The following is a 20,810-nucleotide window of genomic DNA, read 5'->3' as shown; positions in this document are numbered from 1 at the left end:
CGGTGGGGAGGTCAGCCGGCCGGGGTCTTCGCGCGCAGTATCTTCAGGAACTCGCGCATCCAGGCCGGGTGGTCGGGCCAGGCGCGGGAGGAGACGAGGGTGCCGTCGACCACGGCCTCGGTGTCCTGGTAGGTGGCGCCGGCCGACTGCATGTCGATCTCCAGCGCGGGATAGGCGGTGACCCGGCGCCCGCTCAGCGCGTCGGCCGCGGCGGTGAGCAGGGGGCCGTGACAGATCTGGGCCACGGGCTTGTCGGCGTCGAAGAACGACTTGAGGATCTTGCGCAGCTCGGGGTCGTTGCGCAGGTACTCGGGGGCGCGGCCGCCGGGGATGACGACGGCGGCGTACTGGCCGGGATCGACCTCGGAGAAGGCGAGATCGGCGGGCCAGGTGTAGCCGGGTTTCTCGGTGTAGGTGTCGAAGCCGGGTTCGAAGTCATGGACGACGAACCGGAGCTTCTTGCGGGTGGGGGCGGCGATGTGGACCTCATAGCCCTCCTCGAGCAGACGCTGGTAGGGGTAGAGGACTTCCAGGGACTCCGCTGCGTCGCCGGTGACGATGAGGATCTTCGCGGTCATGGTGGCGGCTCCTCTCTTGCGGGCGCTGTCAGCCTCAGGGTCCCTCGGTGACGGCACCCGCGTCGACTGCGCCGCCCCCGCACCTCGACCGCGCCGCCCCGCCCCTGTGCAGAACGTCAAAGTTCTGCCCCCTGTTTTGTACACATACGGCTCATGACGGGCCCCCGGTGCGGAGCGATAGCCTTAGTGGCGTGATCAGCGCGATAGTTCGCGGGGGTTTCGTCGCCCCTGCCCTGCGCCCGGTGTGTGCGGACCATCTCCGCGGCCGGGCGGCGGACGCTGGTCCTTGCGGGCGGGACAGGGGCGCAAGGGGCCCCGGGACGCCGTACACACTCGGGGAAAGCGCGGCGCGGAGAGCAGCGTCACACCTCGCGGTGGTGTCGAGAATGGCTGATAACCCCCCGCTCATCTCACCTTGCGGCATAGCGTCGGAGCGGACCGGAGACCCCGGACTGTGGCGTCGAGTCGCAAGGGAAGAGACCGTACTTCCTTCTACGTCACGCAACGGCGCGCGACAGGAGTCAGAGGACAATGCAGACCAAGCTGGACGAAGCCAAGGCCGAGCTGCTCGAGAGGGCGGCGCGGGTCGCTGAGAACAGCCCGGTCGGGGGGTACCTACCGACTGGGACGACGGGCGAGGGCACGCCAGGCGCTCCGGGCACCACGGACCATGACACCCTCCTCGCGTTCCTCCAGCGCTACTACCTGCACACCGCCCCGGAGGACCTGAAGGACCGCGACCCGGTCGATGTCTTCGGAGCCGCTCTTTCCCACTACCGGCTCGCCGAGAACCGGCCGCAGGGAACCGCCAACGTCCGGGTCCACACGCCGACCGTCGAGGAGAACGGCTGGACCTGCAGCCACTCCGTCGTCGAGGTCGTCACCGACGACATGCCGTTCCTCGTCGACTCCGTCACCAACGAGCTGACCCGGCAGGGGCGGGGCATCCATCTGGTCGTCCATCCGCAGGTCGTGGTGCGGCGCGATGTGGCCGGCAAGCTGATCGAGGTGCTGGCGGTGTCGCCCTCGGCCGGTCTCCCGCACGACGCGCACGTCGAGTCGTGGATCCATGTGGAGATGGACCGCGAGACCGACCGCGCCGATCTGAAGCAGGTCACCGCCGATCTGCTGCGGGTGCTCTCCGACGTCCGCGAGACCGTCGAGGACTGGGAGAAGATGCGGGACTCGGCGCTGCGGATCGCCGACGGTCTGCCCGCGGAGCCCACGCCCGCCGATCTGCCCTCCGCCGAAGTCGAGGAGGCGCGTGAGCTGCTGCGCTGGCTCGCCGCCGACCACTTCACCTTCCTGGGGTACCGCGAGTACCAGCTGCGCGAGGACGACTCCCTCGCGGCCGTGCCCGGCACCGGCCTCGGCATCCTGCGCGCCGACCCGCACCACGCCGGCGAGGAGGCCCATCCCGTCAGTCCGTCGTTCGAGCGGCTGCCGGCCGACGCCCGCGCCAAGGCGCGTGAGCACAAGCTCCTCGTCCTGACCAAGGCCAACAGCCGGTCCACCGTGCACCGGCCGTCGTACCTCGACTATGTCGGCGTCAAGAAGTTCGACGCCGAGGGGAACGTCGTCGGGGAGCGCCGCTTCCTCGGACTGTTCTCCTCCGCCGCCTACACCGAGTCGGTGCTGCGGGTCCCGGTCGTGCGGCGCAAGGTCGAGGCCGTCCTGACGGGCGCCGGGTTCTCACCCAACAGCCACGACGGGCGCGACCTCCTCCAGATCATGGAGACGTACCCGCGCGACGAGCTCTTCCAGACCCGGGTCGACGAGCTGCAGTCCATCGTCACCTCGGTGCTGTATCTGCAGGAGCGGCGCCGGCTGCGGCTCTACCTGCGGCAGGACGAGTACGGGCGCTACTACTCGGCGCTGGTCTACCTGCCCCGCGACCGCTACACCACCGGTGTACGGCTGCGGATCATCGACATCCTGAAGGAGGAGCTCGCCGGGACGAGCGTCGACTTCACCGCCTGGAACACCGAGTCGATCCTGTCCCGGCTGCACTTCGTGGTCCGGGTCGCGCCGGGCACCGAGCTGCCGGAGCTGTCCGAGTCCGGCAAGGACCGGATCGAGGCGCGTCTCGTCGAGGCGGCACGGTCCTGGGCCGACGCGTTCGCCGAGGCGCTCACCGCCGAACTCGGCGAGGAGCGGGCCGCCGAGCTGCTGCGGCGCTACAACAACGCCTTCACCGAGGGCTACAAGGCCGACCACACGCCGCGCGCCGCGGTCGCCGACCTCGTCCATCTCGAACGGCTCACCGAGGAGCAGGGTTTCTCGCTCAGCCTGTACGAGCCGGTGGGCGCGGCGCCCGACGAGCGCCGCTTCAAGATCTACCGCAAGGGCGACGCGATCTCCCTGTCGGCGGTGCTGCCGGTGCTGAACCGGCTCGGTGTCGAGGTGATCGACGAGCGGCCGTACGAGCTGCGCCGCACGGACCGGTCGGTGGCCTGGATCTACGACTTCGGACTGCGCATCCCCAAGGCGCTGGGCGGTGGGACCACCGATCTGCTCGGCGACGACGGGCGTGAGCGGTTCCAGGAGGCGTTCGCCGCGACCTGGACCGGTCAGGCGGAGAACGACGGGTTCAACGCCCTGGTGCTGGGCGCCGCGCTGAACTGGCGGCAGGCGATGGTGCTGCGCGCCTACGCCAAGTACCTGCGGCAGGCCGGGTCCACGTTCAGCCAGGACTACATGGAGGACACCCTCCGTACGAACGTCCATACGACCCGGCTGCTCGTCTCCCTGTTCGAGGCGCGGCTGTCGCCGGGTCGGCAGCGGGCCGGGATGGAGATCGTCGACGCGCTTCTGGAGGAGCTCGAGGCGGCGCTCGACCAGGTGGCCTCGCTCGACGAGGACCGGATCCTCAGGTCCTTCCTCACCGTCATCAAGGCGACCCTGCGCACCAACTTCTTCCAGACGGGCGAGGACGGCGCGCCGCACGCGTACGTGTCGATGAAGTTCGACCCGCAGGCCATCCCGGACCTGCCGGCGCCGCGGCCGGCGTTCGAGATCTGGGTGTACTCGCCCCGTGTGGAGGGTGTGCACCTGCGGTTCGGGAAGGTCGCGCGCGGTGGTCTGCGCTGGTCGGACCGGAGGGAGGACTTCCGCACCGAGATCCTCGGCCTGGTCAAGGCGCAGATGGTGAAGAACACCGTCATCGTGCCGGTCGGCGCCAAGGGCGGCTTCGTCGCCAAGCAACTGCCCGACCCGGGCGTGGACCGCGACGCGTGGCTCGCCGAGGGCATCGCCAGCTACCGCACCTTCATCTCGGCGCTGCTCGACATCACCGACAACATGGTCGCCGGGGAGGTCGTGCCGCCGGCCGACGTCGTACGGCACGACGAGGACGACACCTACCTGGTGGTCGCGGCCGACAAGGGCACGGCGACGTTCTCCGACATCGCCAACGAGGTCGCCGGGTCGTACGGCTTCTGGCTGGGGGACGCCTTCGCCTCCGGCGGCAGCGCCGGTTACGACCACAAGGCGATGGGCATCACCGCCCGCGGCGCCTGGGAGTCCGTGAAGCGGCACTTCCGTGACATGGGCGTCGACACCCAGGTCGAGGACTTCACGGTCGTCGGCATCGGTGACATGTCCGGTGACGTGTTCGGCAACGGCATGCTGCTGTCCGAGCACATCCGCCTGGTCGCCGCCTTCGACCACCGGCACATCTTCCTCGACCCGAACCCGGACGCCGCGACCTCCTACGCCGAGCGGCGCCGCCTGTTCGAGCTGCCGCGCAGCTCCTGGGCCGACTACAACACCGACCTGATCTCCGCCGGCGGCGGCGTCCACCCCCGTACGGCCAAGGCGATCCCGGTCAACGCGCATGTCCGGCAGGCCCTCGGCATCGACGCGGGCGTCACCAAGCTGACCCCGGCCGACCTGATGAAGGCGATCCTGTCCGCGCCGGTCGACCTGCTGTGGAACGGCGGCATCGGCACGTACGTCAAGGCAAGCACCGAGTCGAACGCGGACGTCGGCGACAAGGCCAACGACCCGATCCGCGTCGACGGCCAGGACCTGCGGGTCCGGGTCGTCGGTGAGGGCGGCAACCTGGGCCTGACCCAGCTCGGCCGGATCGAGTTCGCCCGCCACGGCGGCCGGATCAACACCGACGCCATCGACAACAGCGCGGGCGTGGACACCTCCGACCACGAGGTGAACATCAAGATCCTGCTCAACGGGCTGGTCACGGACGGTGACATGACCGTCAAGCAGCGCAACAAGCTGCTCGCCGAGATGACCGACGAGGTCGGCGCGCTGGTCCTGCGCAACAACTACGCGCAGAACACGGCGATCGCCAACGCCCTCGCCCAGTCCAAGGACATGCTCCACGCCCAGCAGCGCTTCCTGCGCCACCTGGTGCGCGAGGGCCATCTGGACCGGGCGCTGGAGTTCCTGCCGACCGACCGGCAGATCCGCGAGCGCCTCGGTACCGGCCACGGCCTGACCGGCCCGGAGACGGCCGTTCTGCTGGCGTACACGAAGATCACCGTCTCGGACGAGCTGCTGCAGACCTCCCTGCCGGACGACCCCTACCTGCGCGGCCTGCTGGACGCGTACTTCCCGACCGCGCTGCGCGAGCAGTTCCCGGAGCACATCGACAGCCACCCGCTGCGCCGCGAGATCACCACGACCGTGCTGGTCAACGACACGGTCAACACGGGCGGTACGACGTATCTGCACCGGCTGCGCGAGGAGACCGGGGCCTCGCTGGAGGAGATCGTGCGGGCGCAGACCGCGGCCCGGGCGATCTTCAGGTCGGCGCCGGTGTGGGACGCGGTGGAGGAGCTGGACAACACGGTCGAGGCGGCCGTGCAGACCCGGATCCGGCTGCACTCGCGCCGGCTCGTCGAGCGTGGCACGCGCTGGCTGCTCAACAACCGGCCGCAGCCGCTGCAGCTCGCCGAGACCGTCGAGTTCTTCGCCGAGCGTGTCGAGCAGGTCTGGTCGCAGCTGACCAAGCTGCTGCGCGGCGCGGACCTGGAGTGGTGGCAGAAGATCTACGACGAGCTGAGCGGTGCCGGCGTGACGGACGTGCTGGCGTCCCGGGTGGCCGGGTTCTCGTCGGTGTTCCCGGCGCTGGACATCGTGTCGGTGGCCGACCGGATGGGCAAGGACCCGCTGGACGTCGCCGAGGTCTACTACGACCTCGCGGACCGGCTGCACATCACCCAGCTCATGGACCGCATCATCGAGCTGCCGCGGGCCGACCGCTGGCAGTCCATGGCCCGCGCCTCCATCCGTGAGGACCTCTACGCGGCCCATGCGGCGCTGACCGCGGACGTCCTGGCCGTCGGCAACGGCACCTCGACGCCCCAGCAGCGGTTCAAGGCGTGGGAGGAGAAGAACGCGGCGATCCTGGGCCGGGCGCGGACGACGCTGGAGGAGATCCAGAGCTCGGAGACGTTCGACCTGGCGAACCTGTCGGTGGCGATGCGGACGATGAGGACGCTTCTGCGGACGCATTCGTGAGGGACACGGCGTAAGGGCATGCGGTAAGGGGCGCCTCCCCAGGGAGGCGCCCCTTACGTTCGTGCGGGTCCGCTCAGACCGTCGCGGCCGGCTTGGAAGCCGGCTTGGGAGCGGGCTTGGCCGCCGGCTTCTTCGGGGCCGGCTTCTTCTTGGCCTTCAGGTCGCCGCTGAACTCCTCGTAGGCGTCCATGACCTCCTCCGTCGGCCCGTCCATCTTCAGCTCGCCGCGCTCCAGCCACAGCACGCGTTCGCAGGTCTCGCGGATGGAGCTGTTGCTGTGGCTGACGAGGAAGACGGTGCCGGCGTGCTCGCGCATCTCGCGGATGCGGTCGGCCGAGCGCTTGCGGAACAGCGCGTCGCCGGTGGCGAGGGCCTCGTCGATGAGGAGGACGTCGTGGTCCTTGGCGGCGGCGATGGAGAACCGCAGCCGGGAGCCCATGCCGGAGGAGTACGTGCGCATGGGCAGGGAGATGAAGTCGCCCTTGTCGTTGATGCCGGAGAACTCGACGATCTGCTGGTAGCGCTCCCTGATCTGCTCCTTGGACATGCCCATGGCCAGGCCGCCGAGGTAGACGTTGCGTTCGCCGGTCAGATCGCCCATCAGGGCCGCGTTGACGCCGAGGAGGGAGGGCTGGCCGTCGGTGTAGATCCGGCCGCGCTCCACCGGCAGCAGACCGGCGACCGCCTTGAGCAGGGTCGACTTGCCGGAGCCGTTGGTGCCGATCAGGCCGATGGCCTCGCCCTTGTAGGCGATGAAGGAGACGTCCCTGACCGCGTGCACCAGCCGGGTGCCGGCCGCCTGCTCGGCCTTCTTGCGCCGCAGGATGCGGTTGAGGGCGGCGGTGGCGCTGCCGCGGCCGCCGCCGGTGCCGTTGACCCGGTAGACGATGTCGACGTGGTCGGCGATGACGGTGGGTGCCCGCTCGTCGGCGAGGGCGAAGGGCTCGGTGCGGGGGGTGTTGTCAGCCACGGCCGTACGTCTCCTCAGCCTTCCAGAAGTAGATGAAGCCGCCGACGCCGACGAGCAGCGCCCAGCCCGTCGCCCACGCCCACACATGGGCCGGGAGCTGACTGGCGTGGAAGCTGTCGATGAGCGAGAAGCGCATCAGGTCGATGTAGACGGCGGCCGGGTTGGCGCGCAGGACGTCCGCGACCCAGGACGGCAGGTCGGTGTGCTTGCTGAGCAGGTTGTCGATGCTCCACATCACGCCCGAGACGTACATCCAGGTGCGCAGGACGAACGGCATCAGCTGGGCGATGTCGGGGGTCTTCGCGCCGGCCCGGGCCATGATCAGCGAGATGCCCGCGTTGAAGACGAACTGGAGCAGCAGGACCGGGACGACCAGCACCCAGGACGGCGCCGGCGGCACGCCCATGACGAACAGGATGACCAGCAGAGCGGCCATCGAGAACAGCAGTTGCTGGAGCTGCTGCAGACAGTACGAGATCGGCAGCGCGGCCCGGGGGAAGTGCAGGGCCCGCACCAGGCCGATGTTGCCGGAGATGGCCCGGGTGCCCGTCTGGACCGAGCTCTGGGTGAACGTCCACACGAACACGCCCGTGACCAGGAAGGGGATGTAGTCCGGGACGCCCTTCTTGGTCTGCAGCAGCACACCGAAGATGAAGTAGTAGACCGCCGCGTTCAGCAGGGGGGTCATCACCTGCCAGACCTGGCCCAGCTTCGCGTCGCTGTACTGCGAGGTGAGTTTGGCGGTGGCGAACGCGGTGATGAAGTGGCGGCGCGCCCACAGCTGACGGATGTACTGGGGCACGGAGGGGCGTGCACCGCTGACCGCGAGGCCGTGACGGGCGGCGAGGGCCGCCAGGTCGTCGTCGGGGGGTACGGCCTGTGCTGTGGGCGGTGTGTGGAGTACCTGGCTCACATCCGCTGCTTTCACTCGGGGGGTGGGGGTGCGTGTGCGGCCGCTGTGGCGGCACTCTGCCGTCGCCCGGCGTTCTCTTACGCTTCTCTTCACGTTTTCTTACGTCGGGACGGGACCGTATCGTCGCAACGTGAGCGTAGGCCTGTTCGACGTCGGAACGCAACCGTTTCGTCGTAACGGCCTATGCTGGACGGCATGACGACGAACGCGACGAACGCAGGCGAACCGCAGGCGAAGCCGCGCCGCCGGGCTCCCGCGGGCGCGGCCGTGCTCCGTGAGGATGTGACGGAAGCCATCCGGGCGGCCGTGTTCGAGGAGCTCGCGACCGTCGGCTACGCGCGGATGTCCATCGAGGGCATCGCCCGGCGCGCCGGCGTGGGCAAGACCGCGGTGTACCGGCGCTGGCGCTCCAAGCTGCACCTGGTCCTCGACCTCGTCTCGGCGCTCGCCGTGCAGGGCCTGCCGGTCCCGGAGACGGGCAGCCTGGAGGGCGATCTGCGGATGCTGTACGAGGTGACGTCCCGGGCGCTACGGCATCCCGCGGCCTCGCAGATCATCCCGGACCTGCAGGCCGAGGCGGCCCGCAACCCCGAGATCGCCCAGGCGCTGCAGAAGACGCTGCGGGAGGGGCAGGAGGGGGTCGCGCTGAAGATCGTGGCGGCGGCGGAGCAGCGCGGCGAGGTCCGGATGGGCCTGGACGACGAGCTGGCGCTCGATCTGATCTCCGGTCCGCTTTACTGGCGTTCGGTGGTGATCCGCAGTCCGAAGCTGCCCAAGGGGTATCTGGGCGCGCTGGCGCGGGCGACCGCGGAGGCGATCAAGGCGCTGTGAGAGTCGAGGTGGCATGAGAGTCGAGGTGGCATGAGAGTCGTGTTGGCCGAGGACAACGCCCTGCTCAGGGAGGGCCTCGTCCTGTTGCTGACGTCGGCCGGGCACGAGGTGGCGGCCGTCGCCGGCTCCGGCCCCGAGATCCTCCCGGCGCTGCTGGAGCACCGCCCCGACGTGGCCGTGCTCGACGTGCGGATGCCGCCGGGCTTCCGCGACGAGGGGCTGCGGGCCGCGCTCGAGGCCCGCGAGAAGATCCCCGGCCTGCCGGTGCTGGTGCTCTCCCAGTACGTCGAGGAGTCCTACGCGGCCGAACTGCTCGGCGGCGGCGCGAACGGCGTCGGTTATCTGCTCAAGGACCGCGTCGGCCGCGTCGACGAGTTCCTCGACGCCCTGCGACGGGTCGCCGACGGCGGTACGGCCCTGGACCCCGAGGTCGTCACCGAACTGCTCACCCGCCGCAAGGACTCCCCGCTGGACCTGCTCACGCCCCGCGAGCGCGAGGTCCTCGAGCTGATGGCGGAGGGTCACGACAACACCACCATCGCCACCACCCTCGTCATCACCGAGCGCTCGGTCAGCAAGCACATCGGCAACGTCTTCCTGAAGCTGGGCCTGCCTCCGAGCGACAGCGGGCACCGTCGGGTGCTGGCGGTACTGGCGTATCTCAACAACGCGTGAGCGCTCCGCTGGGGGCGGTGCGATGTGCCGTCGTTCGTCTGCGGCGTCGTCGTGGCTGGTCGCTCCCCCACTCTCGGCTTCGCTCGAGCGGGGGGACCCCCATCGCGGCGGAGCCGCATATCGATACAGCCCCGCGCCCCTTTGGGGGCGCGGCTCATCCGGCGGTCAGGCGCGGCGGACTTCGCGCGGCCTGCTTACGCCCGAGCTGCCTCCGGATGCAGGCGTAGCCACCCCTTCCAGGCCGAGGTGATCATGTCCTGGACGTCGTGTCGGGCCTTCCAGCCCAGTTCGGTGGCGATGCGGTCGGCGGAGGCGACCACGCGGGCCGGGTCGCCGGGGCGGCGCGGGGTGACCGTGGGGGGCCGGTCGTGGCCGGTGACCGCGTTGACGACGTCGATCATCTCCCGGACCGAGACGCCCTCGCCGCGGCCGATGTTGAGGGTGAGGTCGCGGCCGGGGGAGGCCCGCAGGGCGCGGGCGGCGGCCACGTGGGCCTCGGCCAGGTCGCTCACGTGGATGTAGTCGCGGACGCAGGTGCCGTCGGGGGTGGGGTAGTCGTCGCCGAAGACGCGCGGGGGCGCGTTGTCCGTGAGTTTCTCGAAGATCATCGGGATGAGGTTGAAGACGCCGGTGTCCGCCAGGTCGGGGGAGGCCGCGCCCGCCACGTTGAAGTAGCGCAGGGAGGCCGTGGCCAGGCCGGTGGCGCGGCCGGTCGCGCGGACCAGCCACTCGCCGGCCAGCTTCGTCTCGCCGTACGGCGACATCGGCACGCACGGGGTGTCCTCGGTGACGAGACCGACGTCCGGCATGCCGTACACGGCGGCCGAGGAGGAGAACACGAAGGACCCGACGCCCGCCTCGGTGACCGCCTCCAGGAGGACTCTGAGGCCCTCCACGTTCTCCCGGTAGTAGTGCAGCGGGCGCTCCACCGACTCGCCGACCTGCTTCTTCGCCGCGAGATGGACGACGCCGGTGACCGCGTGCTCGGCGAGGACGCGGGCGACCCGCTCTCCGTCCAGCGTCGAGCCCGTCACCAGCGGCACCCCCGCCGGAACGCGCGCGGCGATGCCGGTCGACAGGTCGTCGTACACCACCACCCCCTCGCCCGCAGCGGTCATCGCCCGGACGACGTGCGCCCCGATGTAGCCGGCGCCGCCGGTGATCAGCCAGGTCATGTCGGACTCCCCCGGGTCGGATGGCCGGCCGCGGTGCGTTTCGTCCGCGATCGGCCTGTTCGTCTCACAGTGAAGCAGGCGTCCTGCTCTCCCGCAGAGCCTGTGGACAACTCCCGGCGCGCTCGGGGGCGCGCGCCGTGGTCGCGCGCCACAGGCGCACGTAGGACAGTACGGCCGCCGCGAGCAGCATGCCGTTGCGCAGGACCATCAGGCCGGTGCCGGTCCAGGTGCACTCGATGACCCTGCCGTACTCGACCGGGAAGATCACGGCGCTGACCGCGGTCGACGCGAGGATCAGCGCCGTCACCGGGCGCTGGGTGGTGTGCCGGGAGGTGAGGCACACGGCGGCGAGGCCCACCAGCCAGATCATGTACTGCGGGCTGATCACCCGGCTGGTCACGGTGAACAGCAGGACCGCGCTCAGCGCGGCGTCGAACGGCACGGCTTCGGTCCAGTGCCGGGCGCGGACCCGCCACAGCAGCAGCAGACCGAACGCGAGTGCGGCCAGGGCGAGCGAGGCGTGCGCCACGCTGGAGACGTACGGCCCCGTGAACTCCATCGCGCCGTACCGGTAGCGGACCCTGCCCTCCCAGCCGGCGTGGGTCGCGAGCGAGAGCACGGTGCCGCCCAGGGACTCGATCTGCACACCCCTGCCGCCCTGCTGGCGCACGAAGGCGAGCGGATTGCGGAACGCGAACACCAGGAGCAGGAACAGCGAGGCCCCGGTCAGCGCCACCGACGACCACACCGACCGGGAGTCGCGCCCCCGCCGCACCCCCACCAGCACCAGCGCCGGCCACACCTTCACCAGCGCCCCCACGGCCGCGAACGCCCCGCACGCGCGCGTGGAGCGGGCGAGCGCCAGCAGGGAGATCACCGCGAGTGCCGTGACCTGCACGTCGTAGCGGGCGAACGGGACGCGGACCAGCAGGGGCAGCCCGCCGACCCAGACCGCCGCCCCGGCCAGGGTGCGGCCGGGGAGGGTGCCCGCGCGCGCGAGCGCGTACGCGACCGCCGCGTCCGAGAGGACCGTGAGGGCGACGAACGCCTGGAAATACGTCCACCACGGCAGCACGCCCGGCGACAGCAGCACGAGGCCGGCGCCCGGCGGGTACTGCCACAGGGTGTCGTGCGCGGGGAAGGCGCCGTGCGCGAGAACGCCGTACCAGTGGTGGTACAGGTGCCACACCTCCCGCCCCACCCGGCCGCCCAGGATTCCGAGGGAGTCGTGGGCGAGCAGCCACAGCATCAGGGCGCGGGAGGCCAGCCAGGTGGCGGCGAGGGCGACGAGAAGGTGACGACGTCTCATGACGGCGGATCGTAAGGCGCCCGAATGCCTCTTTAGTTCAGATACTCCGTCAATAGCCAAGAAGCGGTACTAAATCCAACAAAATGGGGTCCGTGGGCATCATGAACACGGGCAGCGCGGCGGACGGGGGACACGGGAGCGCGGGGGAGGGGAGGGCGCGAAGGCGGGTGGCCGTGGTGGTGGCGGTTCCCGCCGGTGTCATGCTCGCGCTCGGCCTGTGGGGGCTCGACCGGGGCGGGATGTGGCGTGACGAGGCGGTCACCTTCGAGGTGGCGCGGCGCTCGGTGCCGCAGATCTGGCGGCTGCTGCACGGTGTGGACGCCGTCCACGGCCTGTACTACCTCCTCATGCACGCCGTCCTCGCCGTCCGCCCCGGCGAAACCGCCCTGCGGCTGCCGTCCGTCGGTGCGGCGGCCCTCGCGGCGGGCCTGGTCGCGGCCCTCGGCGCCCGGCTGGCCCGGCCGCGCGTCGGCCTGTGGGCGGGCCTGCTGTACGCGGTGACCCCGCTCATCGGTCACTACGCACAGGAGGGCCGCTCCTACGCCGTCGTCTGCGCGGGCGCGGCCTGGGCAACCCTGCTGCTCGTCCGGGCGCTCCAGGGGCGCTCCTGGTGGCCGTACGGCGTCGTCCTCGCCCTGACCTGTCTGCTGCACGAGCTCGCGGTGCTGCTGGTGCCCGCCCACGCGGTGACGCTCCTGTACGCGCGCGTGGGGAAACGGGCCGGGGTGCGGTGGGCCGCGGCGGCCGGTGCCGCGGTCCTCGCGCTGGTCCCGCTCGCCGTCGTGTCGCAGGCCCAGGCCGGACAGGTCGCCTGGCTGCACCGGCCGGACACGCGCGGTGCGGAGCGGCTGCTGCACGCGTTCCTCGGGCCGGGCGGGCCGGTCTTCTGGACCTGCCTGCTCCTCGCGCTCGCCGCCCTGCCGGGCCCCCGCCGGCTCACCCTCACCTCGGTGGCCCTGCCCTGGGCCGTCGTCCCCCCGCTGACCCTGCTCACGGTCTCCCAGCTCCGCCCGATGTACGACGACCGCTATGTGCTGTACGCCCTCGCGGGGGCGCCTCTGCTCGTGGCGGCGGGCGCCGACCGGCTGCTCGGGACGAGGTCGCCCCTGGTCACGCCGGCGGGAACTCTCGCCGTCGCCCTCGCGTTCACCCAACAACTGCCCCTGCACCGCGAGGACCGCACCCTCCGCGGCCGCCCCGACACTCTCGCCGCCGTCTCGGTGCTGGCCGCGCGCGAGGTGCGGCCGGGGGAGACCGTGGTGTTCCTGCCCACCATCGGACGGCGGGCGAAGGTGGCGCACCCGGAGGGCTTCCGGGGGGTGCGCGACGTGGCGCTGCAGGCGTCCGGGCCCGCCTCCGGCACCCTCTACGGCCGTGAGCGGGACGCCGCCGAGCTGCGCCGCGAGCTGCTCGCGCTGGACCGGCTCTGGGTGCTGGCCGAGCCGTACGCCCTGCGCTCCCCGTGGTACCCGCGCAACCCGACCGAGCGGGTCAAGCTGACCGTCGTGACGGAGGAGTTCATGCCGAGCGAGCCGAGCCGTGAGTTCGTCCGGAACGGAGTCACCCTGCGTCTCTACACCCGCCGCCCAACAGGCCCTATCGCCGCGGGCCGCCCGGCTCCTCCTCCAGTGCCGCCGCGTCCAGCGCGCTGGTGAGCTGGTCGAGCCGTTCCCTCAGCTCGCTGATCTCCTCCAGTCCGAACCCGGTCGCCGACACGATCCGCCGGGGCACCTGCAACGCCCGCTCCCGGAGCGCCGTGCCCTCCTCGGTGAGCCCGATCTCCACCGAGCGCTCGTCGCGCGCGCTGCGCTCCCGGCGTACCAGGCCCGCCGTCTCCAGTCGTTTGAGCAGCGGGGAGAGTGTGCCGGAGTCCAGGCGCAGATGCTCGCCGAGCTTCTTCACGGGCAGCTCGCCCCGCTCCCACAGCACCAGCATCACCAGGTACTGGGGGTAGGTCAGTCCGAGTTCCTTGAGGATCACGCGGTAGACGCCGTTGAAGGCGCGCGACGCGGCGTGCAGGGAGAAGCAGATCTGGCTGTCCAGGTGCAGCCAGTTCTCCGAGGGGACGGGGGCGGAGAGCGGGGTCGACGTCGGGGTCATGCCTCCAGGGTAGCTCCAGCGGGCCATTTAGTTGTGCACAACTGAATTGTGTGCTCTACTTATCCCCGTGAGCGGCCGGGACGCGAGAAGTGACCGGGCCGGCCACCCCCCGACACAGACTTCCGAGAGGGATGGTTCATCCATGGACGCGCTCTACACCGCAGTCGCCACCGCCACCCACGGCCGCGAGGGCCGCGCCGTCTCCAACGACGGCAAGATCGACCTCGCGCTCGCCATGCCGGTGGAGCTGGGCGGCAACGGTCAGGGCACCAACCCGGAGCAGCTGTTCGCCGCCGGTTACGCGGCCTGCTTCGGCAGCGCTCTCGGCCTCGTCGGCCGCCAGGCGAAGGTCGACGTCTCCGACGCCGCCGTGACCGCCGAGGTCGGCATAGGCAAGCAGGGCGAGGGCTTCGGCCTGAAGGTGACGCTGCGCGTCGAGCTCCCGGACACCGTGGACGAGGCGACCGGCCGCAAGCTGGTCGAGACCGCCCACCAGGTCTGCCCCTACTCCAACGCCACCCGCGGCAACATCGAGGTCGACCTCGTCATCGAGTAACCCCCCCCGCGGGTACCGCCCCCGCATCCCCACCTCAACCCACCCGCGCCAGCACCTCCCCCGTCCGCCGGCTCCACGCCACCACCACGGCCTCCTCGGGCACCGGGTGCCAGCGCGTCAGCAGCAGCCAGCGGACGCGGTAGCGGCGGGCGATCGCCGTCCGCCCGGCGCGCGTCGAGCCGGGCGCGAGATACGCCCGTACGTCCGCCATCCGGCGCAGCCTCGCCCGCTCGTCCAGTGCCGCGTCCGGCCAGACGGGCGCGGCGAGGTTCGGGCCGTACCCGGCGATCGCGTGGACGGCGAAGTACCCGTCGGTGATCACCACCTCACCGGGCCCGATGTGCCGTGCCGCCCAGTCGTACGCCGGCCAGCGGGGCGGCTGGTCGAAGCCCACCGGATCCAGTGAACGCGGCACGACCGCCCCCGCCTGCACGGTCAGCAGCCCCAGACAGGCCCCGGCGGCCGCCAGCGCGCCCAGCGCCCGCCGCCACGCCCCCCACGGCCGGGGCGCCGCCAGCTCCACCGCCAGCGCGAACTGCGGCGGCACCAGCGTCAGACCGAGGATCCGCCCGTAGGTGTAGTGGCCGCTGACGAACCCGTACGCCACCACCAGGCAGTCCAGGGCGAACATCAGCACCAGCGGATCGCGCGCCGAGCGCCGCGCCCGCGCCCACAGCGCCGGCAGGCCCAGCAGCGCCAGCCAGAAATGGCCGGTCAGATCGTCGTACAGGCGCCGGTGCATCCCGTCCACGCTGCTGTCCCCGGCGAGCGCGAACACGTCGAAGTACGGCCAGCCGGCCGCGACCAGCAGCGCCGCGGCGGCCGTCACCGTCCAGCGGGCCGCCACCGCCGGCCGCCGGCCCCGCTGCAGGCCCAGGACCACCGCGACACCGCCCGTCACGGCCGCCACCGCCGTGATCGGATGCGTCAGCAGGATCGCCCCGTACAGCGCTCCGACCCCCGCGTACCCGGTGAAGCCGCGCAGCCCGTCCGGGCCGACGTACCGGACCAGACGTTCGTCACGCGCGCGTGACGCCGTCAGGGACCACGCCCAGAACGTCAGCCCGATCGCGACGGTGGACGGATAGCCGAGGTTGCCGGTCATCGACATCAGGCCCAGATAGCCGCTCCACCAGGCGCGTTCCGTGCCCCACAGCAGCGTCATCGCCGCCAGCGCCAGCACCGGGGCCCACTGTCTCGGCGTCAGCGCGCGCACGAACCGGCCGACACCGGTCAGCAGCACGATCAGGTTCACCGGCCCGGCGACCCGCAGCACCTCCCACCCCGTCAGCCCGGTCAGCCGCGCGAACACGCCCTCGGCCACCGCGTACGGCGAGTAGTAGGGGCTGCCCGCACCCGGCAGATCGGCCATCGGATGCCGCGGACGCAGCAGCTCGGCCTTCAGACGCTCGACGACCGCCGCGTGCACCCCCGCGTCACAGCACAGCGGCACCCGCCAGAACGCCAGCGTCGTCACCATCCAGAACAGGAAACCGAACACCTGGTACGGGCTCGGACGCCACACCCGCCGGCCGCGCAGCGCCCCGGCACCGCGCACCGGACGCCGGATCAGGACACCGGCGCTCACCGGGCGGAGACCAGAAGGCGGCAAACAGGGGCAGAGTTGCGCATGTAGGGCATTGACTGTATCTTCCCGCCCGCGTCAACGCCCTTGCCCCGTGTCACCCCGGCGAGTGAGCCCGATCGGAGTCACCCCCGCGACGCGGCCCGGTCCGACGGACCCGACCGGCCCTGCCCGTCGCTCAGGTCGACGCGAGCTCCTCGTGCGCCGCGCTCGGCCCGGGCACCCTCGCCGCGCCGACGTCCGGGAACTCCTCGCCCAGCAGCAGCCGCCGTACGACCCGCTCGGCGGCGCGCCCGTCGTCGTACGCGCAGAAACGCGCCCGGAACTCCGCCCGCAGCCGCGCGGAGTCCTCGTCCCGCCAGCTGCCGGAGGCCAGCAGCCGGACCAGCTCGTCAAAGGAGCGCGAGACGTGGCCCGGCGCGCCGGCGGTGATGTCGAAGTAGGCGCCCCGGCTCGCCGTGTACGCCTCCCAGTCGTCGGCGTGCACGACGATCGGCCGGTCCAGGGTGGCGTAGTCGAACATCAGGGCCGAGTAGTCGGTCACCAGCACGTCCGAGGCGAGCATCACGTCCTCCACATGCGGTTCGTCCGTCGCGTCGACGAGGACACCGCGCCGGTGCAGGTCCGCCAGGCCCATCCCGCGCGCGTGCCCGGTCGCCAGCGAGGGGTGCAGCCGTACGACGAGGGTGTGGCCCTCGCCCAGGTCGGCGGCGAGCCGGGCCAGGTCGATCCGGTCGACGTGCCCGCCGCGGACGTACTCCCGCCGGGTCGGCGCGTACAGCACCACGGTGTGGTCGGCCGGGACGCCCAGCCGGGCCCGCACCGCCGCGCCCGCCCCGGGGTCCGCGCCGACCAGCACGTCGTTGCGGGGGCTGCCGGTGCGCGCGGAGGCGAAATGGCACGGGTAGGCCCGCTCCCACACCAGCTCCGAGTGCGGGTTGGCGACCAGGCTGTGGTCCCACCGGTCGGCGCGGCGCAGCATCTGCGGTACGTCCACCCCGAACCGGGCGCCGGGCCGGTCCAGCAGATCCGCGCCCATGTACTTCAGCGGGGTGCCCTGGTGGGTGTGGATGTGGACGCTGCCGGGGCGTTTGGCCAGCGCGCCCGGCCAGTTGACGTTGTTGACGAAGAAACCGGCCCGCGCGGTCACCCGCCGGTACTCGGGTGAGTCGAGCAGGACGTGCTCGACACCCTCCGGGAGTTGGGCGGCCGTCTCCTCGTCGCGCACCACCCACACCCCGCGCAACTGCGGCGCGATCTCCAGCGCCTTGCGGTAGACCGCTCCCGGATCGCCCAGCACGCCCCGGTGCGAGAACGCCGAGTACACGACCAGCCGCGGGTCGATCGGCCGGTGGGCGTGCACCCCGTCCGCCGCGCGCCGTACACGCGCCCCGGCCGCCCGGCGTACGAGCGTCCCGCGCCGCGCCAGCTCCCGCCCCGCGTGCTCGGCCTGGCGCCGCGCCCGGTAGGCCGCGTATCCGTGCTCCAGAACCCGCAGTTCCGCCGGAACCGGTTCGCCGTCGGGCCGGCGGGCGCGGAACATCTCGGCCGTGCGGCGGAAGAACTCCTTCTTGTCGGACGGCGGCAGCCGGTCCGGCTTGGCCAGGATGTCCAGGCAGTGCTCGCCCATCTTGCGGTGCAGATACGGCCGCCAGCCCGCCAGTTCGGGGCGGGAGTCGACGAAGGCGAAGACCCGCTCGTACTGCTCGTGGATGTCGAAGTGCTTGCGGCTGGTGGTGGACAGGATGTTGCCCTGGCGGCGCTGACGGTAGTTCAGGCAGATCCGGTCCAGCGTGGCGATCCGCTCCGCGCTGAGCATGACCGGGAACGTCCAGGGCGTGTCCTCGTAGTAGCCGGGCGGGAAGGCGAAGCCGTATCTCTCGACGAAGTCGCGCCGGTAGACCTTGTTCCAGACGACCATCAGCAGGTCGAGGATCTCGGGGCGCCCGGCGGCCGTGAAGGTGCCGTCCGAGGCCTCCGCGAGGAGGTGCGCGAGGGCGTTGCGGCGGGTGCCGCCCCACCAGTACGTGCGCGCGTAGTCGAAGACGAGGACGTCCGGGTCCTCGGCCTCGGCCAGCCGGTCGGCCGTCGCGCGCAGGGCGCCCGGGGTGAGGGTGTCGTCGCTGTCGAGGAAGAACAGGTAGTCGCCGGCGGCGTGCGGCATTCCCGCGTTGCGGGCGCGGCCGAGGCCCACGTTCTCCGGCAGATGCAGCACCCGGACCCGCTCGTCGCGGGCCGCGTACTCGTCGAGGATCGCGCCGCAGCCGTCGGGCGAGCGGTCGTCGACGGCGATCACCTCGAAGTCCGCGTACGACTGCGAAAGGAGCGAGTCGAGACACTCGCGCAGGAAGCCCTGCACCTTGAAACAGGGGACGATGACGCTGAAGCGGGGCACTGCGGGGGTCAGCTCCTTACGGGGGTGGCGGCGGGGGCCGGGACGCGGTCGGCGAGCGGCAGCACGGGCTCGATCGCCTCCGGGGGCTCGCCGAGCAGCACCCTGCGCACCACGCGCTCGGCGGCGCGTCCGTCGTCGAACTGGCAGAAACGGGCCCGGAACGCGGCCCTGAGCTCCCGTGATCCGGCCGAGGCGTACGCGCCGTCGCGGAAGACCCGCGCCAGTTCCTCCGGGGTACGGGCCACCGGTCCCGGCGGGGCCGCCATCAGGTCGAAGTACACGCCCCGCGTCTCGGTGTAGACCTCCCAGTCGTCGGCGTACACGACGATCGGCCGGTCCAGGTTGGCGTAGTCGAACATGATCGACGAGTAGTCGGTGACCAGCGCGTCGGCGGCCAGGCACACGTCCTCGGAGGAGCGGTGGCCGGTGACGTCGAGGATCCGGCCCGTGCCCCGGGCGAGGCCCACGTCGTAGAAGTAGTGGGCGCGCAGCAGGACGACGACGTCCTCGCCGGCCGCCTCGCAGAACGCCTCCAGGTCCAGGCCGCCGTCGAAACCGGTCCGGTAGTCGCGGTGGGTCGGCGCGTACAGCACGGCCGTCTTCCCCTCGGGCACCCCGAGCTCCCGCCGGACGCGGGCCACGTCCTCGGCGGTCGCCGTGTAGAAGACGTCGTTGCGCGGATAGCCGTACTCCAGCTGCTCGTAGCGGCCGGGGAAGGCGCGCTCCCACATCTGCGTGGAGTGACTGTTGGAGGAGAGGTTGAAGTCCCAGCGGTCCACCCGCCCGAGCAGCTTGGTGAACGAGCCGCTCGCGGCCGCCACCACCGGGTACGTCGACTGGTCGACGCCCATCTTCTTCAGCGGGGTGCCGTGCTGCGTCTGCACATGCACACTGCCCTCCCGCTTGACCACGCCCTCCGCGAAGTTGGCGTTGTTGACGAGGTACTTGGCGCGGGCCAGGACCTGCCAGTAGCGGCGGCTGCCGATCACCGCGTGGTCGACGCCCTCGGGCAGGGTGTGCGCCTGGTCGGGCTCGACGAGGAACACCGACCGGATGTGCGGGGCGAGTTCGGCGGCCCTGGCGTGGATCGCGGCTGGGCTGCAGGCGTATCCGCGGCCCCAGTAGGCGCAGTACACGGCCAGGTTCGGGTCGATACGGCGGCGCAGCTGGCGCCGGTAGAACAGGCGGGTGCGCAGGCCCCGGGGGCGCGGGAGGCGCTGGGCGGCGGCCGACAGCCGCTGGTTGGCGCTTCGCAACGCGCGGAACGCGGTGTACGCGCCCGCCGCCAGCAGCCGGTGCTGCACCCCGAGGCTCCCGCCCGGACTGCGGAAACCGGCCGGGCGGTGGCGGCGGTACAGCCGGCCCGCGCGCCGGAAGAAGGCCCGGCGCCGGTTCGTCGGCAGCCGCCTCGGGTGCGCGGCCGTCTTGAGGACGAGGGCGAAGAGCTGTTCGAACAGCGGGCCCAACCGGTCGGCGGGCACGTCGAGTTCACGGGCCCGGGTGAGCACCAGCTCCGCCTGGTCGAGCAGTTCGGTGTGGTGCTCGCCCGGCAGGTTGAGCCGGCTGCCCTGCCGGCGCAGCAGATGCCGTACGACGACGGACCGCAGCACGGCGATCCGCCCCGCCCGCAGGGTGACCAGACCACCGAAGCCGACGTCGGTGAAGTGACCCTCCGGAAAGGCGAGTTGCCCTTCGGCGAGGAAGGTACGGCGGTACGCGGCGCTCCAGGCGGGCAGCTGCACTCCGGTGCCCCGGGGCGCCTCGGCCGGGGTGAAGGCGCCCTTCGGGGTCCTCGCCAGCAGCGGGGCCGCCGGGTTGGTCGGCTCGCCCTCCCACCACGGGGTCCGCTCGTGCTCGAAGTACAGGACGTCCACGTCACCGGTGACGGCGAGCCGGGCGTCCAGCGCCGCCAGCGCGCCCGGCGCGAGGGTGTCGTCGCCGTCGAGGAACAGCAGATACGCCCCCTGCGCCGCCCGCGACCCGGTGTTGCGCGCCCCGGCCAGGCCCGCCGACGGCGGTGAGACGACCGGCGTCACCCGCGAGTCCCGCTCGGCGTACCCCGTGGCGAGGACGGCGGCCGGGGCGTCCGGCGCATCGCAGACCGGGATCAGCTCGAAGTCACCGAAGGACTGGGCGAGGACGGAGTCCAGCGCCAGGGACAGCCGGCCCGCGACCCCATGGGACGGGACGATGATGCTGAAGCGGGGCATACTGCTCTTTCCGTGGTGTGCTGCGGTGT

General features: G+C 71.7%; 14 protein-coding genes. 5 read left to right on the top strand and 9 right to left on the bottom strand.

Going from position 1 to position 20,810, the window contains the following annotated elements:
* Positions 1–11: 11 nt before the first annotated feature.
* On the bottom strand, positions 12–578 hold the full coding sequence (locus ACLZN2_RS33175; RefSeq protein ID WP_416983102.1) for a DJ-1/PfpI family protein: 567 nt from the start codon (positions 576–578) through the stop codon (positions 12–14).
* A 531-nt stretch (positions 579–1,109) separates the two neighbouring features.
* On the opposite strand from ACLZN2_RS33175, the gene ACLZN2_RS33170 reads away from it, so the two are divergent.
* On the top strand, positions 1,110–6,062 hold the full coding sequence (locus tag ACLZN2_RS33170) for an NAD-glutamate dehydrogenase (protein WP_416983101.1): 4,953 nt from the start codon (positions 1,110–1,112) through the stop codon (positions 6,060–6,062).
* A 73-nt stretch (positions 6,063–6,135) separates the two neighbouring features.
* Here ACLZN2_RS33170 and ACLZN2_RS33165 read toward each other — a convergent pair whose 3' ends face one another.
* A complete protein-coding gene (locus tag ACLZN2_RS33165; protein ID WP_416983100.1) occupies positions 6,136–7,032 on the bottom strand; it encodes an ABC transporter ATP-binding protein in 897 nt (298 codons plus the stop codon).
* The gene (locus ACLZN2_RS33160; RefSeq protein ID WP_416983099.1) at positions 7,025–7,945 is read right to left on the bottom strand and encodes an ABC transporter permease; all 921 of its coding nucleotides are present in this window, start codon (positions 7,943–7,945) and stop codon (positions 7,025–7,027) included. The genes ACLZN2_RS33165 and ACLZN2_RS33160 overlap by 8 nt, the downstream gene beginning before the upstream one ends.
* Positions 7,946–8,128: 183 nt before the next feature.
* On the opposite strand from ACLZN2_RS33160, the gene ACLZN2_RS33155 reads away from it, so the two are divergent.
* Positions 8,129–8,776, top strand: a complete 648-nt coding sequence (locus tag ACLZN2_RS33155) for a TetR/AcrR family transcriptional regulator (RefSeq protein ID WP_416983098.1) — start codon at positions 8,129–8,131, stop codon at positions 8,774–8,776.
* A 30-nt stretch (positions 8,777–8,806) separates the two neighbouring features.
* Positions 8,807–9,451, top strand: a complete 645-nt coding sequence (locus tag ACLZN2_RS33150; protein WP_416983097.1) for a LuxR C-terminal-related transcriptional regulator — start codon at positions 8,807–8,809, stop codon at positions 9,449–9,451.
* 194 nt (positions 9,452–9,645) lie between these two features.
* Here the strand turns inward: ACLZN2_RS33150 and galE are convergent, their stop codons facing one another.
* Both galE and ACLZN2_RS33140 read right to left on the bottom strand, forming a co-directional pair.
* Positions 9,646–10,626 (bottom strand): UDP-glucose 4-epimerase GalE, encoded by a 981-nt coding sequence (gene galE / locus ACLZN2_RS33145; RefSeq protein WP_416983096.1) that lies wholly within the window; start codon positions 10,624–10,626, stop codon positions 9,646–9,648.
* Between the two features lie 64 nt (positions 10,627–10,690).
* Complete coding sequence (locus tag ACLZN2_RS33140; protein ID WP_416983095.1) at positions 10,691–11,935, bottom strand: glycosyltransferase 87 family protein; 1,245 nt, start codon at positions 11,933–11,935, stop codon at positions 10,691–10,693.
* A gap of 101 nt (positions 11,936–12,036) precedes the next feature.
* Here ACLZN2_RS33140 and ACLZN2_RS33135 point away from each other — a divergent pair, with 101 nt between their 5' ends.
* The gene (locus tag ACLZN2_RS33135) at positions 12,037–13,590 is read left to right on the top strand and encodes a glycosyltransferase family 39 protein (protein ID WP_416983123.1); all 1,554 of its coding nucleotides are present in this window, start codon (positions 12,037–12,039) and stop codon (positions 13,588–13,590) included.
* Here ACLZN2_RS33135 and ACLZN2_RS33130 read toward each other — a convergent pair.
* A complete protein-coding gene (locus ACLZN2_RS33130) occupies positions 13,532–14,035 on the bottom strand; it encodes a MarR family winged helix-turn-helix transcriptional regulator (RefSeq protein WP_416983094.1) in 504 nt (167 codons plus the stop codon). The two genes, ACLZN2_RS33135 and ACLZN2_RS33130, sit on opposite strands and share 59 nt — an antisense overlap.
* Positions 14,036–14,177: 142 nt before the next feature.
* Between ACLZN2_RS33130 and ACLZN2_RS33125 the strand changes: the two genes are divergently transcribed.
* Positions 14,178–14,591, top strand: coding sequence for an organic hydroperoxide resistance protein (locus ACLZN2_RS33125; protein ID WP_416983093.1), 414 nt, complete (start codon positions 14,178–14,180; stop codon positions 14,589–14,591).
* Between the two features lie 34 nt (positions 14,592–14,625).
* Here the strand turns inward: ACLZN2_RS33125 and ACLZN2_RS33120 are convergent, their stop codons facing one another.
* The 3 genes from ACLZN2_RS33120 to ACLZN2_RS33110 form a co-directional block, all read right to left on the bottom strand.
* Complete coding sequence (locus ACLZN2_RS33120; RefSeq protein ID WP_416983092.1) at positions 14,626–16,179, bottom strand: hypothetical protein; 1,554 nt, start codon at positions 16,177–16,179, stop codon at positions 14,626–14,628.
* Between the two features lie 175 nt (positions 16,180–16,354).
* Complete coding sequence (locus ACLZN2_RS33115) at positions 16,355–18,571, bottom strand: bifunctional glycosyltransferase/CDP-glycerol:glycerophosphate glycerophosphotransferase (protein WP_416983091.1); 2,217 nt, start codon at positions 18,569–18,571, stop codon at positions 16,355–16,357.
* 8 nt (positions 18,572–18,579) lie between these two features.
* Positions 18,580–20,781, bottom strand: coding sequence for a bifunctional glycosyltransferase/CDP-glycerol:glycerophosphate glycerophosphotransferase (locus ACLZN2_RS33110; RefSeq protein ID WP_416983090.1), 2,202 nt, complete (start codon positions 20,779–20,781; stop codon positions 18,580–18,582).
* Between the last annotated feature and the right edge of the window lie 29 nt (positions 20,782–20,810).

The sequence above is a fragment of the Streptomyces sp. T028 genome, from assembly GCF_048159505.1.
Classification (GTDB): domain Bacteria; phylum Actinomycetota; class Actinomycetes; order Streptomycetales; family Streptomycetaceae; genus Streptomyces.
The sequence above is the reverse complement of the archived record's forward strand: the minus strand, read 5'-3'. Positions and strand labels throughout refer to the sequence as shown.

Excerpts from the sequence above, each read along its gene's own strand:
- ACLZN2_RS33150 (WP_416983097.1), top strand. The coding sequence starts at position 8,807 with ATGAGAGTCGTGTTGGCCGAGGACAACGCCCTGCTCAGGGAGGGCCTC.
- ACLZN2_RS33175 (WP_416983102.1), bottom strand. The coding sequence starts at position 578 with ATGACCGCGAAGATCCTCATCGTCACCGGCGACGCAGCGGAGTCCCTG.
- ACLZN2_RS33125 (WP_416983093.1), top strand. The coding sequence starts at position 14,178 with ATGGACGCGCTCTACACCGCAGTCGCCACCGCCACCCACGGCCGCGAG.
- ACLZN2_RS33140 (WP_416983095.1), bottom strand. The coding sequence starts at position 11,935 with ATGAGACGTCGTCACCTTCTCGTCGCCCTCGCCGCCACCTGGCTGGCC.
- ACLZN2_RS33155 (WP_416983098.1), top strand. The coding sequence starts at position 8,129 with ATGCTGGACGGCATGACGACGAACGCGACGAACGCAGGCGAACCGCAG.
- ACLZN2_RS33135 (WP_416983123.1), top strand. The coding sequence starts at position 12,037 with ATGAACACGGGCAGCGCGGCGGACGGGGGACACGGGAGCGCGGGGGAG.
- ACLZN2_RS33170 (WP_416983101.1), top strand. The coding sequence starts at position 1,110 with ATGCAGACCAAGCTGGACGAAGCCAAGGCCGAGCTGCTCGAGAGGGCG.
- ACLZN2_RS33110 (WP_416983090.1), bottom strand. The coding sequence starts at position 20,781 with ATGCCCCGCTTCAGCATCATCGTCCCGTCCCATGGGGTCGCGGGCCGG.
- ACLZN2_RS33130 (WP_416983094.1), bottom strand. The coding sequence starts at position 14,035 with ATGACCCCGACGTCGACCCCGCTCTCCGCCCCCGTCCCCTCGGAGAAC.
- galE (WP_416983096.1), bottom strand. The coding sequence starts at position 10,626 with ATGACCTGGCTGATCACCGGCGGCGCCGGCTACATCGGGGCGCACGTC.